The following is a 16,889-nucleotide window of genomic DNA, read 5'->3' as shown; positions in this document are numbered from 1 at the left end:
GCGCGCGGAACGCCGGGGCGTGTTCGCCTCTGGAGACGGCCTGCGACCATGTCGCGCGCCGGACGCCCAGAAGGCGCGCGCGCGGCCGGGGCCGCCAGGTGCATTCCAGCGCTGCAACACCACGGCGTGCCGCGGGAGCGCTTCTGTTTTTCTGTAGCGTGTTGCCGGGCCGGCCGCCGTGGTGGGCGCTGCGAAGCGCGACATCGCGACGGCACGGGACGTGTGGGTTGCCCGGGCGCCAGGCGCCCGGCGACAAGCGGGCCTGCCGACGAGCCGCTAACATGGCCGCCCCGGGGGCGGTGGCCGCGCACTGCATCGGAACTCGCGGGCGAGCTGGGCTTTCGGCCCGGTGGGGTGCAAACGAAACCAACCCCCGACTCCCTGCGAAATCAAACCTTTATATCGCCGAACGAGTGTAGCAGATCAGGACCCCGGATGACCGTAAACGATTCCAGAACCGCGTCATCCGCCCAGGTCCGCCTGGTCCGCGTGGCCGACGACCGCGCCGGCCAGCGGCTCGACAACTTCCTGCTGGGCCAGCTCAAGGGGGCGCCCAAGTCGCTGATCTACAAGTTGGTGCGCAGCGGGCAGGTACGGGTGAACGGCGGGCGGGCCAAGGCCGAGACTCGGCTGGAGGGCGGCGACGAGGTGCGGATCCCGCCGGTCCGGCTGGCCGAGGCCGGCGAGAAGACGCCGCCGCCCAAGGGGCTGCTGGCCGCGATGGAGGCGAGCATCGTGTTCGAGGACGCCCGCCTGCTGGCCATCAACAAGCCGTCGGGGCTGGCCAGCCACGGCGGCAGCGGCATCAGCCACGGTGCGATCGAGACCCTCCGCGCCCTGCGCCCGCGGGAGACGCTGGAACTGGTCCACCGGCTGGACCGCGACACCTCCGGCCTGCTGATCATCGCCAAGAAGCGGTCCGCGCTGACCGAACTGCAGGCATTGATGCGCGAATCCGATGCCGACGACGGCCGCGGCATCGCCAAGCGCTACCTCGCCCTGCTGGTCGGGCGCATGCCGGACGGCACCATGACCGTGGACGCGCCGCTGCACATCGGCCTGCGCCAGGGCGGCGAGCGCCACGTCCAGGTTCACCCGAACGGCAAGCCCTCGCTCAGCCATTTCCGGGTGCTGGAGCGCCGCGGTGGGCATTCCTATTGCGAGGTGCGGATCGAGACCGGCCGCACCCACCAGATCCGCGTCCACGCGAAGCACATCGGCCACCCGGTCGCCGGCGACGACAAGTACGGCGAGCCCGAGGTCAACAAGCGCCTGCGCGACCAGATCGGCCTGCGGCGCCTGTTCCTGCACGCCGCGTCACTGGAATTCGCCCTCGACGGCGGCCGCGCCGAGTACGTGCTCGACGCCCCGCTGGCCCCGGAACTGGTCGAGGTGCTGGACCGGTTGGGGTAGGCGGGGCATGCCGAAGTGCCCGTCGGGTGCGCCTCAGTCCGGTCGTCCGGCAGGCACGCGATGCGTCAGTGCGGTCAGCGAATCGGGCCAGTCGTAACGTTCGATGTCGCTGACGATGCGGCTCCAGGCCTCGAGCCGCGCCATCGCATTCCCGGGGCGACTCGGCACCGTGTCGGCGCTTCCCCAGAATCCGCTTCCGGGTTCCGGTCCCTCCCGCATCGAGGATTTCAGGACCACGAGCGCCGAGAGGGCCGGTGCGCCCGCTCGGGACAACCGCTGGTTCAATGCCCCGAGCGGGATGTCCCAGCTTCCATGGGGACTGAAATGGACGCCCGTCCGCGCTTCGTAATCCTCGGAGAGCTTTGCGTAAGGCTGGTAGCGTGCCTTGCCGTCGACGATCCATCGCACGAGCACGGCGTAGAGTGCGTCGAGGTCCACGTCCATGCTTGAATCCTTTCTCGAGAGCGCATTCCCGGCGGGGAATCAGCCCGCCAGCGCTTCCGCCTTCGCCGCGCAGATGAAGTCGTTCTCGCTCAGTCCGCCGACGTCGTGGGTCGAGAAGCGCACCACGCAGCGGTCGTAGTGCACGCCGAGATCGGGATGGTGGTCTTCGCGATGGGCGATGTAGGCCAGCGCATTCACGAACGCCATCGTGCGGTGGTAGTCGGGGAAGGGGAAGGTCTTCACCAGCGCGTGGCCGTGTTCCGCCAGTTCCCAGCCGGGCAGCTGCGGCATCAGTTCGGCGACCTGCGCCGGCGGGAGGCGGTGCTCGTGGCCGCGGCGCGGCACGCAGTGGGCCTGGGCGAGGGGAATGAGGTCGGACACGGGCGACTCCTTGCGATGCGGGGAAGCTGAACACTGTTCCGTCGGCGTAACGAAACCCTGACGAGCGCACGCCGGACGGGCCGCTAGAATAGCCGGATGATCCAGATTTCCGAATCCGCGCAGTCGCACTTCCGTCGCCTGATCGAACGCGAGGCCCTGCCGGGCCTCGGTGTGCGCCTCAGTGCGGTCCACCCGGGCACGCCCACCGCCGACGTGCGCCTCGAGTTCGCCGAACCCGGCGACCTGCAGGGCGACGAATGGGCGGTGGACTGCGAGGGCTTCACGCTGTGGCTCGATGCCGGCAGCGTGCGCTATCTGGACGGGGCCGAGATCGACTACACCCAGCAGGCCACCGGCGGCCAGTTGCAGATCCGCGCGCCGAAGATCAAGGGCGCCGCGCCGGATGCCTCGGCCTCGCTGGTCGAACGCGTGCAGTGGGTGGTCGAACACGAGATCAATCCCCAGCTCGCCCAGCATCGCGGCCACGTCAGCGTGCAGGAGGTCACCGCCGACGGCGTGGTGATCCTCGGGTTCGGCGGCGGTTGCCACGGCTGCGGCATGGCCGACGTGACCCTGAAGCAGGGCATCGAGAAGACCCTGCTGGAGAAAGTGCCGGGCGTGACCGCGGTGCGGGACGCGACCGACCATGCCAGCGGAACGGCGCCCTACATCGCGCGTTCGTCGACCTGACCGGCCCGGCCTGCGCGTGTTCTCCGCCGGGGAACTGATCGAAGCGCTCCAGTCCCGCGGCGGGCGGCGTTTCCCGCTGCATGCCGATCGGCCGTTCGGCGAATTCCCGCCGACGTGGCGGACGTGGTTCCTGTCGATGCGCGAACGCGCCGGTGCCGTGGTCGGCGCGCCGATGACCGAGATCGTCGCGCTGCTGGCCGCCCGGCCGCCGGCGCCGCCGCCGAGGGCGACGCCGCCGCTGACGCGCACCCAGGCGTGGCGACATCTGCTGCGGCAGCAGTGGGAACGTGCGCCGCGCGACCAGCGCCGGACCCGCCGCTTCGCCATCGTGTTCTCGGCGCTGCTGCACATCGTGTTCGCCGGGCTGCTGTTCTGGATCGGCGTGGTCCAGCTCGGCGACGCGCCGCCCGAAGCCGCGCAGGAAGGTGAGGCGACGATCATCGAATTCATCGGCGAAGGCACGCCGTCCCCCGACACCGGCGGCGCACCGGCCACCGGCGAACAGCCGGCGCCGGCTGCCGCCGCGGCCGCGTCTTCCTCCGCCGCGACCACGGCCGAGAACGCATCGGCCGTCGCGACCGCGACGCCACCGGCGGCGGCCGTACCCCCTGAAGCCGCGTCGGCACCGCCCGGCGACACCGCGCCGCCGACGGCCGTCGAGCAGCCGCTGACCGTCACCCAGACGCCGCAGCCGGACAGCGATTTCACCCTGCCGCCGCCCACGCCGCCGGTGCTGTCGCCGACCTTGCCGCAATTGCAGCCGCAGGTGCCGAAGGTGGCGGCGCGTCCGACCGACGTCGAAACCTTCGAGGCACGCACGTCGGTGCAGGCGCTGGATCGCCCGGTGCCGACGCTGACCGTCCAGCCGACCGTGCCGCGCCTGCGGACGCAGGTCGTCGAGGTCGAGACCCAGCGCGAGACCACGCCGATCGTCGCCCGCACGGCCCCGGCGCTGCCGACCACTGCGCCGCAGTTGCGCATGCCCGCGCTGCGCACGGCACCGCGCGAGGTGCAGCTGCGTGCGCCGCCTGCGCCCGCGCCGGTGCCGGCGGCCACGCCTGCCGCGACGGCGGGCACCAGTACCGCGAGCACGCCGGTACGCACGACCGGGCCGGCGCCGACGCCGTCGCCCACCACCGGCGGCACGCCGCGACCCGCCACCGGCAATGCCCGCCCGGCCGCGAATGCCACCGCGGGTGTCGGTCCGTCGCCGTCGCCGCGTCCCGGCGCCGCCCCGGCGCAGGTGCGCAGCGACGACTGGGGTGCCTCCAACCGCAACGTCCCCGGCAACGCCACCGCCGGGCGATCCAGCGGCTTGCTCAACAGCGACGGCAGCGCCCGCCTGCCGGGCAACGGCCGCGACGTCGGCGGTGGCCTGCCGCCGGGCACGGTGATCGAGGATTTCGAGAAGATCGACCGCATGGGCACGTGGCTGAAGCGGCCGCCGCTGGATTACACGCCGTCGCGGTTCGACAAGTTCTGGATGCCGCGCGAGACGCTGCTGGAGGAATGGGTGCGCCGCGGCGTCCGCACGGTGGCGATCCCGATCCCGGGCACGACCAAGCGGATCATGTGCGCCGTTTCGCTGCTGCAGGCGGGCGGGGGATGCACCATCGAGGATCCGAACATGCAGGACCAGGAGGCGATCGCGCGACCGCCGCCGGACGTGCCGTTCAAGCCGGCACTGCAGGAAGCGAAGGACAGTCTGGCGCGCCCGGGGCAGACCGTGACGCCCGCGCCCGCGCCGACCGGCACGCCGCCGGGATCGACGCCCGGGACGCCATGAGCCTGCCGGCGCCGCAGTGGTTCGCACCGCGACGACGGACATGAAAAAAGACGGGAGCCCTGCGGCTCCCGTCTTCGTCTGTGCTTCCGCGTCCGGCAAGCCGGACGGCGGGCGCGCGGCTTACCGGTCGGACAGGTCGCCGAGCGGGCCGTTCTGCGCGGCGAAGTAGGCCGCGAGGTCGGCGATGCCCTGATCGTCGAGCTTCTTGGCCTTGACCGCGCCCTGGATCTGGTTGTTCATCAGCACCTGCTCGCGCTCGCCGTCGCGATACTCGTGGAGGGCCTGGAACAGGTAGTCCTGGTACTGGCCGGCGAGGACCGGGTAGGTCGGGGCGATCGGCTTGGCGCCGCCCGGGCCGTGGCAGTCGACGCAGGCCTGGCCGTTGCCGGCGAGATCCTTGTCGACGGCGAGGCGCTCGCCGCGGCCGGCGTCACCGTCGAAGGCGCCGATGTGCTTGATTTCGTGTTCCGCGGCCGCGCCGGCTTCGGCGGCGGGTTCGGACTTGCCGCAGGCGGCGAGCGTGGCGCCGATGGCCAGGGCGAGGGCGAGGGTGGAGATGCGCTTCGTCATGGGGCGTCGCTCAATTCTTCTTCAGGCTCGAAAGGTAGGCGGCGATGTCGGCGATGTCCTGCTCCGAGAAACTCTGCGCCTGGGCGCGCATGGTCGGATGCTTGCGCCCGCCGCTGCGGTATTCGTTGAGGGCGGCGGCGAGGTAGTCGGCGCTCTGGCCGGTGATCTTCGGCACGCTGTACGCCGGGTAGGCGTTCTTGTAGCCGGTGACGCCATGGCAGCCCTGGCAGGTGTAGGTCAGTTGCTTGCCGCGCTCGGCGGAACCCGCGGGCGTCTGTGCGAACGCCGGGAGTGCAGCGAGGAGGGCGAGGCCACCGGCGAGCAGCGGAATACGGATCGTCGATCGGGTCATGTCGGGCGTCGTGTGCGTCGGTCTGGGCGAGATGTGCGGCGCGCGTCGACGGATTCCGTGTCCCCGGCCCGGACGGTCGCGCAATCGGGACAGTATAGCCTGACTCGCTAATGCGACGCAGTCAGTGTCATCGCCGGCCGTCGCGTGGGGCTTCGATCGCATGCGTCATATCACCATGACCTCTGGCCGATGGCGCTCCTGAACGGGGTGATATACCTTGATACAACACCTCACGACATCCCCCCACCTCCCATGTCCACCGATTCCCTGTTCCGATTCCCCGCCACACCGGCCCGCGCGCCGTCGCTCGCACGCATCGCCGGCTGGGGGGCCCTGCTGGGCTGCCTCGCGCTGGTCGGCTGCGGACAGAAGGACGGCGATGCCAAGGCCGGCGACAAGGACAAGCCGGCCGTCGAGGAAGCGGTGCCGGTCGAGGCGATGGCGGTCAGCCGTCGGCCGATCGCCGCCAGCTACGCCGGCACGGCGGCGCTGGAAGCGCGCGCCGAGTCGCAGGTGGTCGCCAAAACCTCCGGCGTCGCGCTGCAGGTGATGGCCGAAGTCGGCCAGCAGGTCCGCGCCGGGCAGGTGCTGGTGCGGCTGGATTCGGCCCGCGCCGAGCTGCAGGCCGCGCAGTCCGAGGCCCAGCTGCGGAAGCTCGAGGCCAACTACAACCGCTCGCGCCAGCTCGCTTCGCAGCAGTTGCTCAGCGCCAACGACTTCGACCAGCTGAAGTTCGACCTGGAAAACGCCCGCGCCGTGCATCGCATGGCCCGGCTCGAACTGTCCTACGCCAACGTCGTCGCGCCGATCTCCGGCGTGATCGCCGAGCGCTCGATCAAGCCCGGCAACTTCGTCCAGATCAACACGCCGATCTTCCGCATCGTCGACACCTCGCGACTGGAGGCCACGCTCAACGTGCCCGAGCGCGAACTGGCGACGCTCAAGCCCGGCCTGCCGGTGCAACTGGGCGTCGACGCGCTGCCGGGGCATCCGTTCGTGGGTCGCGTCGATCGCGTCGCGCCGGTGGTCGATTCCGGCAGCGGCACGTTCCGCGTGATCTGCGCTTTCGACAGCGGCGGCCTGCTGCAGCCGGGCATGTTCGGGCGCATGAAGATCGACTACGACCAGCGCGCCGACGCCCTGACCATCCCGCGCAACGCGCTGCTGGAGGACGAGGACGATCCCGCGGTGTACGTCGTCCGCGGCGGCAAGGCGGCGCGCGTGTCGGTGAAGCTGGGCTATTACGACGGTCCGTGGGTGGAAGTGCGCAGCGGCCTGCAGCCGGGTGATCGCGTCGTGACCGCCGGCAAGGTGGCGCTGCGCGAAGGCACGAAGATCCAGGTGCTCGGCGATCCCGTGCCGAAGGCGGCGGACACCAAGCCCGCGGCCGCGAAGCCGGCGGACGCCAAGTCGTGAGCGCGCACATCCCCGAACCGTCGCCGGCCCCGGGCGGAGGCGGCGGACTGGTCGCCTTCTCGACCCGCCGCCGCGTCACCGTCGCGATGTTCTGGCTGACCATGTTCCTGTTCGGCAGCCTCGCGCTGTCGAGCCTGAAGGTGAACCTGCTGCCGGACCTCAGCTATCCCACGCTCACCATCCGCACCGAGTACACCGGCGCCGCGCCGGCCGAGGTCGAGACGCTGATCACCCAGCCGGTGGAGGAAGCGCTGGGCGTGGTGAAGGGCCTGCGCAAGCTCAAGTCGGTCTCCCGCACCGGGCAGAGCGACGTGGTGCTGGAGTTCGCCTGGGGCACCGACATGGACCAGGCCAGCCTGGAGGTGCGCGACAAGATCGAATCGCTGCAACTGCCGCTGGAAGCCAAGGCGCCGGTGCTGCTGCGCTTCAATCCCTCGACCGAGCCGATCATGCGCCTCGTGCTGTCGGGCAAGGCCGCGCCCGCGACCGCGGAGAGCGCCCGCGCCCAGCGCGATCTGGCCGAGCTGCGCCGCTTCGCCGACGAAGACCTGAAGAAGAAGCTCGAACCGGTCGACGGCGTGGCCGCGGTGAAGGTCGGCGGCGGCCTCGAGGACGAGGTGCAGGTCGAGATCGACCAGCAGAAGCTCGCGCAGCTGGGGCTGTCGATCGACACCGTCATCGACCGCCTGCAGCAGGAGAACGTCAACATCTCCGGTGGCCGCCTCGAAGAGGGCAGCCAGCGCTACCTCGTGCGCACGGTCAACCAGTTCGCGAACGTCGACGAGATGCGCGAGATGCTGCTGACCACGCGCACCGCCGGCAACAACGCCGCCAGCAGCGCCGCGCAGCAGATGATGGCGATCGCCGCCACCACCGGTTCGCCGGAAGCGATCGCCGCCGCGAGTTCCGTGCGCAGTGCGTCCTCGGGCAACAGCACGCCCGCCGGCGGCCTGCCGGTGCGCCTGAAGGACGTCGCCGACGTCGTGCAGGGCCACAAGGAACGCGAGGCGATCATCCGTCTCGACGGCCGCGAGGCGGTCGAACTGGCGATCTACAAGGAAGGCGACGCCAACACCGTCGCCACCGCGGACGCGCTCGCCAAGCGGCTCGAAGCCATCAAGAAGGAAATCCCGGCCGGCATCGAGCTGACCGTGGTCGACGACCAGTCGCAGTTCATCCGCAACGCGATCCACGACGTGAAGGTCGACGCGGTCGTGGGCGGCCTGCTCGCGGTGCTGATCATCTTCCTGTTCCTGCGTGATGGCTGGAGCACGTTCGTCATTGCGCTGTCGCTGCCGGCGTCGATCGTCGCGACGTTCTTCTTCATGGGCCGCTTCGGCCTGAGCCTCAACGTCATGTCGCTGGGCGGCCTCGCGCTGGCCACGGGCCTGGTGGTGGACGACTCGATCGTGGTGCTGGAAAGCATCGCCAAGGCGCGCGAACGCGGGCTGGGCGTGCTGGAAGCGGCGATCGAAGGCACCCGCGAAGTGGGCATGGCGGTGGTCGCGTCCACGCTGACCACGATGGCGGTGTTCCTGCCGCTGGTGTTCGTGCAGGGCATCGCCGGCGAACTGTTCCGCGACCAGGCGCTCACCGTCGCCACCGCGATCGGCATCTCGCTGGTCGTGTCGATGACGCTGATCCCGATGCTCAGCGGCCTGCGCGACCGCGCGCCGATGGCGTTCGAGGAAGAGGCGCCGCATCCCGACTGGCATCCCGAGCGCAGCTGGCAGAAGCCGCTGGCGGCGACCGGGCGCGGCCTGGGCATCGCCGGACGCGAGAGCGCCTTCGGCGTGGCGTGGGTCGGCGTGCGCATCTGGCGCGGGATCGGCCGCGTGGTCGGCCCGATCATGCGCGGCCTCAGCGATCTGGCGATGGCGCCGTACCACCGGCTCGAAGCCGCGTACCTGCGGCTGCTGCCCGGCGCCATGCAGCGTCCCGCGCTGGTGCTGGTGCTGGCCGCGGCCGCGTTCGGCGCCAGCCTGCTGGCGGTGCCGATGCTCGGCAGCGACCTCATCCCGCAACTGGCGCAGGACCGCTTCGACATGACCGTGCGCCTGCCGCCCGGCACGCCGTTGCGCGACACCGACCGCGTCGTGCGCGAGCTGCAGCAGGCGCATGCGAAGGACGGCGGCGTGCGCACGCTGTACGGCGTGAGCGGCAGCGGCACGCGGCTGGACGCCAGCCCGACCGAGAGCGGCGAGAACATCGGCAAGCTGACCGTGGTGATGGACAAGAGCGGCGATCGCGAGCGCGAGTCCGAACTCATGGACGGCCTGCGCGCCTCGGTCTCGCGCTACGCCGGCACCCAGGTCGATTTCAGCCGCCCGCAGCTGTTCAGTTTCTCGATGCCGCTGGAAATCGAACTGCGCGGCGACGAGCTGGAGGACATCGAACGCGCCGGACGGCGGATGGCGGGGCTGCTGCGCGCCAACCCGCACTACGCCGACGTGAAGTCGACGGTGGAGCAGGGCTTCCCCGAGATCCAGATCCACTTCGACCAGGAACGCGCCGGTGCGCTGGGCCTCACCACGCGGCAGATCGCCGACGTCGTGGTGAAGAAGGTGCGCGGCGACGTCGCCACGCGCTACAGCTTCCGCAGCCGCAAGATCGACGTGCTGGTGCGCGCCAGCGAACACGATCGCGCGACGGTCGACGACATCCGCCGCCTGATCGTGAACCCGGGCAGCGCCAATCCGGTGACGCTGGATTCGGTGGCCGACGTGGTCGCCACCACCGGCCCCAGCGAGATCCACCGCGCCGACCAGGTGCGGGTGGCGATCGTCTCGGCCAACCTGCGCGACATCGACCTCGGCACCGCGGTGCGCGAAGTGTCGACGATGGTCGCGGAGGACGCGAAGACCTCCAGCGCCCTCGGCCCGGGCATCGGCCTGCACATCGGCGGCCAGGGCGAGGAACTGTCGCAGTCGCTGCGTTCGCTGCTGTTCGCGTTCGGGCTGGCGATCTTCCTCGTCTACCTGGTGATGGCCTCGCAGTTCGAATCGCTGCTGCATCCGTTCGTCATCCTGTTCACCATCCCGCTGGCGCTGGTCGGTGCGATCCTCGCGCTGCTGATCACGCGTTCGACGGTGTCGGTGGTGGTGTTCATCGGCCTGATCCTGCTGGTCGGTCTGGTGGTGAAGAACGCGATCATCCTGATCGACAAGGTCAACCAGGCGCGCGAGGCGGGCATGCCCAAGCGCGAGGCGCTGGTGGAGGGCGCGCGTTCGCGCCTGCGGCCGATCATGATGACCACGCTGTGCACGCTGTTCGGCTTCCTGCCGCTGGCGCTGGCCTTCGGCGAGGGCGCGGAAGTGCGTTCGCCGATGGCGATCACGGTCATCGGCGGCCTGCTGGTGTCGACGCTGCTGACGCTGGTGGTGATCCCGGTCGTGTACGACCTGCTCGATCGCCGCCCGGACGCCGACTACATCGCGCGCGGCCGCCGTGCGCGGGCGAAGCACGTCACCGACTTCGACGACGCCGGTTTCGACAGCACCGACCTCGACGGCGCCGACGGCATGAACGTCGATGGTGAACCACGCACCGGAGGCCACACGCCGTGAGCGTCGCCGAGTTCAGCATCAAGCGCCCCGTCACCACGGTGATGATGTTCGTGTCGCTGTTCGTGATCGGTCTGATCGCGGCAGTGCGGCTGCCGCTGGAGGCACTGCCCTCGGTCACGTTCCCGGGCATCTTCCTGCAGCTGCCGTATTCGGGTTCGACGCCCGACGAGGTGGAGCGCACGGTGCTGCGCCCGGTCGAGGAAGCGGTCTCGACCATGAGCGGCATCAAGCGCATGGACGGCAACGCGCGCGCGGATGGCGCGACGATGTTCATCCAGTTCTCGGACTGGGGGCGCGACGTGTCGATCGCCGCGTCCGAGGCGCGCGAGCGCATCGACGCCATCCGCGACGACCTGCCGGACGACCTGCAGCGCTACTTCGTCATGAAGTTCAGCTCCAGCGACCAGCCGGTGCTGAAGGTCCGCCTCGCCAGCAACCGCGACATGACCCGCGAGTACGCGCTGATCGATCGCGAGTTCAAGCGCAAGCTCGAGCGCCTCCCGGGCGTCGCCCGCGTCGACATCCTCGGTGCGCCGCCGAACGAGGTCGAGATCGCGATCTCGCCGGATCGCCTCAATGCGCACGGCATCGGCCTGAACGAACTGAACACGCGGCTGTCCTCGGCGAACTTCTCGGTGTCGGCCGGCCAGATCGACGACGGCGGCAAGCGGCTGCGCGTGCAGCCGGTCGGCGAGATCGACAACCTCCAGCAGTACCGCGATATGGTGATCGACGGCAAGGGCACGCGGCTCGGCGACGTCGCCGACGTGCGCCTGCAGCCGGCGCGCATCGACTACGGACGCCGCCTCGACGGCCAGCCGGCGGTCGGGCTGGACGTCTTCAAGGAGCGCGGCGCCAACCTGGTGGAGGTGTCGAAGTCGGTGCTGGCCGCCGTCGACGACATCTCCAAGGACCCGGCGCTCAACGGCGTCCAGGTCAAGGTGGTCGACGATCAAGGCGCGACCGTCACCGGTTCGCTGATGGAGCTGGCCGAGGCCGGTCTCGTCGGCCTGCTGCTGTCGGTGATCGTGCTGTACTTCTTCCTGCGCCACTGGCCGTCGACGCTGATGGTCACCACGGCCATCCCGATCTGCTTCGTGATGACCCTCGGCTTCATGTACTTCGCCGGCGTCACCCTCAACATCCTGACGATGATGGGGCTGCTGCTGGCGGTGGGCATGCTGGTCGACAACGCCGTCGTGGTGGTCGAGAGCATCTACCAGGAGCGCGAGCGCTACCCCGACCAGCCGCGGCTGGCGTCGCTGCTGGGCACCCGCAACGTCGCCATCGCGCTGTCCGCTGGCACGCTGTGCCACTGCTTCGTGTTCGTGCCGACGCTGTTCAGCGAGCGCAACATCCTCAGCATCTTCCTGTCGCAGCTCGCGATCACTATCTCGGTTTCGTTGCTGGCGTCGTGGCTGGTCGCGGTGAGCCTGATCCCGATGCTGTCGGCGCGGCTGAAGACGCCGCCGACGGTGCGCGACGAGCGCGGCCTGATCCCGCGCCTGCAGCGCCGCTACGCGCGCTTCCTGCGCTGGACGCTGGATCACCGTGGCCTCAGCCTGCTCGGCATCGCGCTGATCGTGCTGGTGAGCCTGCTGCCCGCGTTCTCGGTCGTGCAGAACACCAACATGTTCGGCGGCGACGACGGCGACGAGGCGAACATCTATTACCAGTGGAACGGCGCCTACACCAAGCAGCAGATGTCCGACGAGGTGCTGAAGGTCGAGAAGTTCCTCGAAGCCAACCGCAAGCGCTTCCACATCGTGCAGATCTACTCGTTCTACAGCGAGCAGGGCTGGGGCGGCACCCAGGTCAAGTTCGACACGGCGCGTCCGGCGGAGACCAAGCAGCTCACCGAGGACCTGCGCGCCGCGCTGCCGAAGTCCGCGCGCGCCAAGCTGGGCATCGGCAACCAGGACGGGCCCGGCGGCGGCACCGGACTGGAGCAGAACGTGCAGGTGCAACTGGTCGGCGATTCCTCGCAGCAGCTGAAGGAACTGGCCAACGAGGTCGTGCCGCTCATGGCGCGGCGCAAGGAACTGCGCGACGTGCGCGTGAACACCGGCGACCAGAACACCGAGCTGTCGATCCAGGTCGATCGCGAGCGTGCCGCGTCGTTCGGCTTCAGCGCGCAACAGGTGTCGCAGTTCGTCGGCCTGGCACTGCGTGGCGCGCCGTTGCGCGAATTCCGCCAGGGCGCCAACGAGGTGCCGGTGTGGATCCGCTTCGAGGGCGCCGAGCACTACGGCGTCGAGGACATCGGCAGTTTCTCGGTGCGCGCGCCCGACGGCACGATGGTGCCGCTGCTGGCGATGGTGGATGCCCGCACCGGCGCGTCGGCGTCCGAAGTCCAGCGCTCGAACCGGCAGACCACGCTCGCGATCCAGGCCAACCTCGCCGACGGCGTCCCCATGCCGAAGGCGCGCGAGGCGATGGAAGAGACGCTGAAGGAATTCCCGTTCCCGGCCGGCTACACCTACACCTTCGACGGCAGCGGCTTCCAGGAAGACGCCGAGGCGGCGGGGCAGATGATGATGAACCTCGTCATCGCGCTGGTCATGATCTACGTGGTCATGGCGTCGGTGTTCGAGTCGCTGCTGTTCCCGGCGGCGATCATGAGCGGCGTGCTGTTCTCGATCTTCGGCGTGTTCTGGCTGTTCTTCATCACCCAGACCCAGTTCAACGTGATGGCCTTCATCGGCATCCTCGTGCTGATGGGCGTGGTGGTGAACAACGGCATCGTGATGGTCGAGCACATCAACAACCTGCGACGACGCGGCATGTCGCGCACCGATGCGCTGGTCGAGGGCAGCCGTGAGCGCCTGCGGCCGATCATGATGACGATGGGCACGGCGATCCTGGCGATGGTGCCGATCGCGCTGGGCCAGACCAAGATGGCCGGCGGCCCGCCGTACTTCCCGATGGCGCGCGCGATCGCCGGCGGCCTCGCGTTCTCGACCGTGGTCAGCCTGCTGTTCCTGCCGACGATCTACGCGGTGCTGGACGACCTGAGCACCGGCACGGCGCGCATCCTGCGCCGTGCGCGCGGCAAGCCGGTGGAACAGCCGGTGTCCGCCGCCACGGTGACGGCGCTGTCGGCCGAGTGAGGCCTTCCGGATCGGGCCCCGCGTGGATGCGGGGCGCGGTTGCGTCGGGCGATCGCGAGCGATCGACCCCGGATCGAGCGTCGATCGGTTGCCGGTCAGCCGGTCAGCCGATCACCTTGCCCACGATGCGCGCCCCGGCGATCCACACGCCGATGGCGCTGCCGAGGTTGGTGGCGAGGAAGTTCAGCAGCACCCGCGAGACGCGGTTGCGATACCAGCCGCGCACGTGCTGCACGTCGTCGCGCAGGGCCATGAAATCGGCGTAGGTCGGCTTGCGCAGCCGCGCTTCCATCAGCGCGGTGAAGGTGCCGGTGGGCACGCCCATGCGGAACGGCTTCAGCGGCGCCAGCACCGCGGCGGTGACGATGCTCAGCGGATGGCCGCCGGCGATCAGGCAGCCCAGCGCCGCCAGCGACGAGGTGAACATCACCCATTGCTTCAGCAGGTCGGCGCCCATCGCGAAACCGCCGCGCCAGAAGCCGAAACCGATGCCGCCGGCGATGATCGCGGTCAGCGCGATCTTGAACCACGGAACGTTGCGGGTCTTCTTCAGCGCTTCCAGCGACGCGCGGATCGCGTCGGGCGCTTCGTCCGATTCGCGCAGGTGCTTCGCCAGCCCCTGCAGGTGGCCGGCACCGACCACCGCCAGCACTTCGGTGCCGGCGCCCTGCGTGCGGATCTCGCGCAGGCGCGCGGCCATGTAGGCGTCGCGCTCGGCGATCACGGTCTCGTACAGCGCCGGGCTGTCGGCGGCGAATTCGCTGAAGCTCGCCTCCAGCATGTCGCCTTCCTTCAGGCCCTCGATCTGCTCGTGGGTCACTTCCTCGTCGCCGAACAGCGACATCATCAGGCCGCTGGCGACCTTCATCCGGCCCCACCAGCCGAGGCGCTGCATCGCGCGGCGGAAGGTCAGGCCGACGTCGCGGTCGATCAGGTGCAGCGACAGGTCGCGCTCGCGCGCATCGAGCACCGCGGCCTTGAGTTCGGCGCCCGGATCGATGCCGAGCTGCTCGGCGAGCCGGCGCTGGTAGGCGGCGAGGGCGAGGTTCGCGGCGAACACCGCGGTCTTGCCTTCCTTCAGCACTTTCACCAGGTCCAGCCGCGCCAGCGCGTCGGGATCGGTCAGCGCCTGCGCGCGCTGCGCGTCGAGTTCGACCGCCACGGTGTCGTAGGCGCCGCCGGCGATCGCCGCGCGCACGGCGTCGACGCTGGCCTTCGAGACGTGCGCCGTGCCCAGCAGGGTGTAGCGCACGCCGTCGCGTTCGACGATGACGTGCGGCTGGTCATGGAGTGCGTCGTGGAGCGGGTCGTGCGCCGGTTCCTGCGACGGGTCCCCGGAGGACGTGGCGGGGGTGGAGGGCGGGGTCTCGTCGGAGTGGGTCATCGGCACGGGCGTCGGGGGCGGGACCGCGTCGCCCGGAGGCGACAGCGGCGGATCGCGCAGGATAGTCGCTCGCCCGCGCCCTGTCTGCGCCGCGCTCAGGCAAGGCCGAACGGCAGATTCGGCGAGGACACGATCCGTTCGCCCACCGTCTCGCCGCGCAGGAACCGCAGCGTCGCGGCGATCACGCCCGGGTCCTCGGCGATGCGGCTGTGGCCGCAGCCGCGGGTGCTGATCATCCGCGCGCCCGGCCACAGCCGCGCGTAGCGCTCGCCCTCGTGCCACGGCACTTCGCGGTCCTCCAGATCGTGGACGATCAGTGCCGGATGGCCGATCAGCGGCGCATTGCGATGTGCCTGCAGGCTGTCGATCGGCACCCGGGTCGTGCGCTCGAAGAACGCCGCCATGCGCGCGCCGAAGCCGGTCCCCAGCCACACGAAGCGGCTGAAGCGCTCCATCGCCGCCAGCGGGTCGGCGGCCGGCGCGATCAGCACCGCGCGCTCCGCTGCCATGCCGCGCGCCAGGGCGACCGCGGTCGCGGCACCGCCCAGCGAGTGGCCGATCACCGCCGCCGCCGGGCCGAACCGATGCGCGACGGCCATCAGGTGGCAGGCGAAGTCGGGCAGGGTGCTGCGGTCGCCGCCGCTCTTGCCGTGGCCGGCCTGGTCGAAGGCGACCACCGCGTAGCCGGCCGCGCGCAACGGCGCCACCCACGGTGCGATCCGGGTGCCGTGGCTGGACCAGCCATGGCTGAAGAGCACGTAGGGCTCGCGCTGCGGGTCGCCCCAGCGGTAGAGCGCGAGGTCGAGACCGTCGACCGACAGGCGTTCCTCCACGGCGCCGGCATCCGGTGCGTCCGCGGCGCGCCGGCGGCTGGACGCGAACGGCGTGCAGAACAGATCCGCCGCCGCCTGCACCGCGCGCTCCGGCGACAGCCGGGCGCCGAGCAGGAACCGCAGCCGCGTGAGGTAGAGCTTTGAGATATTACGAACGGTCGTGCTAATTTTGGGCGTGGGACGAGGCATCGGCAGGCTCCTGTGGGGGAGAACGCTCAGGCGCCGCGCGGGGCGGCGGTTTGTGGGTCGGTCCTGGGGGCGTAGTAGTCGAGCAGGTGTTCCAGCATCCGCTGGCCGCGCTGCATGGCGCTGTCGAGGTCGCTGATCGCCATGTCGTGCTGGACCGACAGCGCGATCGTGCTCAGCTCGAATGCGGCCTGGTCGGCATCGAGATCCGGGCGCAGCTCGCCGGTCTCGACCGCCATGTGCACCGCACGCGCCAGCATCTGCCGCAGGCGCAGGTGATGGTGGATCATCCGGTCGCGGAGCGGGCCGGGACGGTCGTCGTATTCGCTGGCGGCGGTCAGCACCAGGCAGCCGCCGCGGTCGCGGCGCAGCCAGTCCAGCCAGTTCGCCAGCAGCGCATGCAGCCGCGGGAGGCCGCGCGGGAAGGTCAGGGCCGGCAGCAGGGTGTGCTCGCCGAAGCGGTCCGCGGCCAGATCCAGCACCGCCAGCTGCAATTCCTCGCGCGAGCCGAAATGGGCGAACACGCCGCTCTTCGACATGTCCACGGCGTCGGCCAGCGGGCCGATCGACAGGCCTTCCAGCCCCGCCGAGGCGGCGATCATGTAGGCCCGGTCGAGGATCGCCTCGCGGGTCGCGGCGCCCTTGCTGGTGGCGGGTTGCGGAACCATGGTCGCTTGAATAGCACGACCGTTCGTTTCAGGCCAGCGGCGGCCGACGAGCGGCGGCGGGCGGTCCGGTCAGACCCCGTCGGGCGGTCG

General features: G+C 70.3%; 13 protein-coding genes and 1 pseudogene. 7 read left to right on the top strand and 7 right to left on the bottom strand.

Features of this window, described 5'->3' with window-relative positions:
• The first annotated feature begins 435 nt into the window (after positions 1 to 435).
• A complete protein-coding gene (locus tag ACT53Q_RS09635; RefSeq protein ID WP_476186435.1) occupies positions 436 to 1,413 on the top strand; it encodes an RluA family pseudouridine synthase in 978 nt (325 codons plus the stop codon).
• 33 nt (positions 1,414 to 1,446) lie between these two features.
• On the opposite strand, the gene ACT53Q_RS09630 is transcribed toward ACT53Q_RS09635, so the two are convergent.
• Both ACT53Q_RS09630 and ACT53Q_RS09625 read right to left on the bottom strand, forming a co-directional pair.
• Positions 1,447 to 1,857, bottom strand: a complete 411-nt coding sequence (locus tag ACT53Q_RS09630; RefSeq protein WP_476186434.1) for a hypothetical protein — start codon at positions 1,855 to 1,857, stop codon at positions 1,447 to 1,449.
• 39 nt (positions 1,858 to 1,896) lie between these two features.
• Entirely contained in the window at positions 1,897 to 2,238 is a 342-nt protein-coding gene (locus ACT53Q_RS09625) for a 4a-hydroxytetrahydrobiopterin dehydratase (protein ID WP_476186433.1), read from the bottom strand.
• Between the two features lie 96 nt (positions 2,239 to 2,334).
• Between ACT53Q_RS09625 and ACT53Q_RS09620 the strand changes: the two genes are divergently transcribed.
• Both ACT53Q_RS09620 and ACT53Q_RS09615 read left to right on the top strand, forming a co-directional pair.
• Positions 2,335 to 2,928: an NfuA family Fe-S biogenesis protein gene (locus tag ACT53Q_RS09620; protein ID WP_476186432.1), complete on the top strand. Its 594-nt coding sequence runs from the start codon at positions 2,335 to 2,337 to the stop codon at positions 2,926 to 2,928.
• A gap of 16 nt (positions 2,929 to 2,944) precedes the next feature.
• Positions 2,945 to 4,714, top strand: coding sequence for a hypothetical protein (locus tag ACT53Q_RS09615; RefSeq protein ID WP_476186431.1), 1,770 nt, complete (start codon positions 2,945 to 2,947; stop codon positions 4,712 to 4,714).
• 120 nt (positions 4,715 to 4,834) lie between these two features.
• Here the strand turns inward: ACT53Q_RS09615 and ACT53Q_RS09610 are convergent, their stop codons facing one another.
• Positions 4,835 to 5,284: a c-type cytochrome gene (locus ACT53Q_RS09610; RefSeq protein ID WP_476186430.1), complete on the bottom strand. Its 450-nt coding sequence runs from the start codon at positions 5,282 to 5,284 to the stop codon at positions 4,835 to 4,837.
• Positions 5,285 to 5,294: 10 nt separating this feature from the next.
• Positions 5,295 to 5,636, bottom strand: coding sequence for a c-type cytochrome (locus ACT53Q_RS09605; protein ID WP_476186429.1), 342 nt, complete (start codon positions 5,634 to 5,636; stop codon positions 5,295 to 5,297).
• A 252-nt stretch (positions 5,637 to 5,888) separates the two neighbouring features.
• Here ACT53Q_RS09605 and ACT53Q_RS09600 point away from each other — a divergent pair, with 252 nt between their 5' ends.
• From ACT53Q_RS09600 to ACT53Q_RS09585, 4 genes and pseudogenes are all read left to right on the top strand, one after another.
• Positions 5,889 to 7,052 (top strand): efflux RND transporter periplasmic adaptor subunit, encoded by a 1,164-nt coding sequence (locus ACT53Q_RS09600; protein ID WP_476186428.1) that lies wholly within the window; start codon positions 5,889 to 5,891, stop codon positions 7,050 to 7,052.
• A gap of 86 nt (positions 7,053 to 7,138) precedes the next feature.
• Positions 7,139 to 8,668 (top strand): annotated as a pseudogene (locus tag ACT53Q_RS09595) (efflux RND transporter permease subunit); the annotation flags it as partial.
• Positions 8,669 to 8,683: 15 nt separating this feature from the next.
• Entirely contained in the window at positions 8,684 to 10,618 is a 1,935-nt protein-coding gene (locus ACT53Q_RS09590) for an efflux RND transporter permease subunit (RefSeq protein ID WP_476186828.1), read from the top strand.
• Positions 10,615 to 13,728: an efflux RND transporter permease subunit gene (locus ACT53Q_RS09585; protein WP_476186427.1), complete on the top strand. Its 3,114-nt coding sequence runs from the start codon at positions 10,615 to 10,617 to the stop codon at positions 13,726 to 13,728. Before ACT53Q_RS09590 ends, ACT53Q_RS09585 begins: the two co-directional genes overlap by 4 nt.
• A 103-nt stretch (positions 13,729 to 13,831) precedes the next feature.
• Here the strand turns inward: ACT53Q_RS09585 and ACT53Q_RS09580 are convergent, their stop codons facing one another.
• From ACT53Q_RS09580 to ACT53Q_RS09570, 3 genes are all read right to left on the bottom strand, one after another.
• Complete coding sequence (locus tag ACT53Q_RS09580) at positions 13,832 to 15,112, bottom strand: TraB/GumN family protein (RefSeq protein ID WP_476186426.1); 1,281 nt, start codon at positions 15,110 to 15,112, stop codon at positions 13,832 to 13,834.
• A 95-nt stretch (positions 15,113 to 15,207) separates the two neighbouring features.
• Positions 15,208 to 16,134 carry an alpha/beta fold hydrolase gene (locus ACT53Q_RS09575; protein WP_476186425.1) on the bottom strand — a complete coding sequence of 309 codons (927 nt, stop codon included), beginning with the start codon at positions 16,132 to 16,134 and terminating at the stop codon, positions 15,208 to 15,210.
• A gap of 26 nt (positions 16,135 to 16,160) precedes the next feature.
• Positions 16,161 to 16,799 (bottom strand): TetR/AcrR family transcriptional regulator, encoded by a 639-nt coding sequence (locus ACT53Q_RS09570; RefSeq protein ID WP_476186424.1) that lies wholly within the window; start codon positions 16,797 to 16,799, stop codon positions 16,161 to 16,163.
• Positions 16,800 to 16,889: the final 90 nt, after the last annotated feature.

The organism is Lysobacter sp. DMC97, from assembly GCF_056313745.1.
Note: the sequence above shows the minus strand (reverse complement) of the source record. Positions and strands in the feature narration are given on the sequence as shown.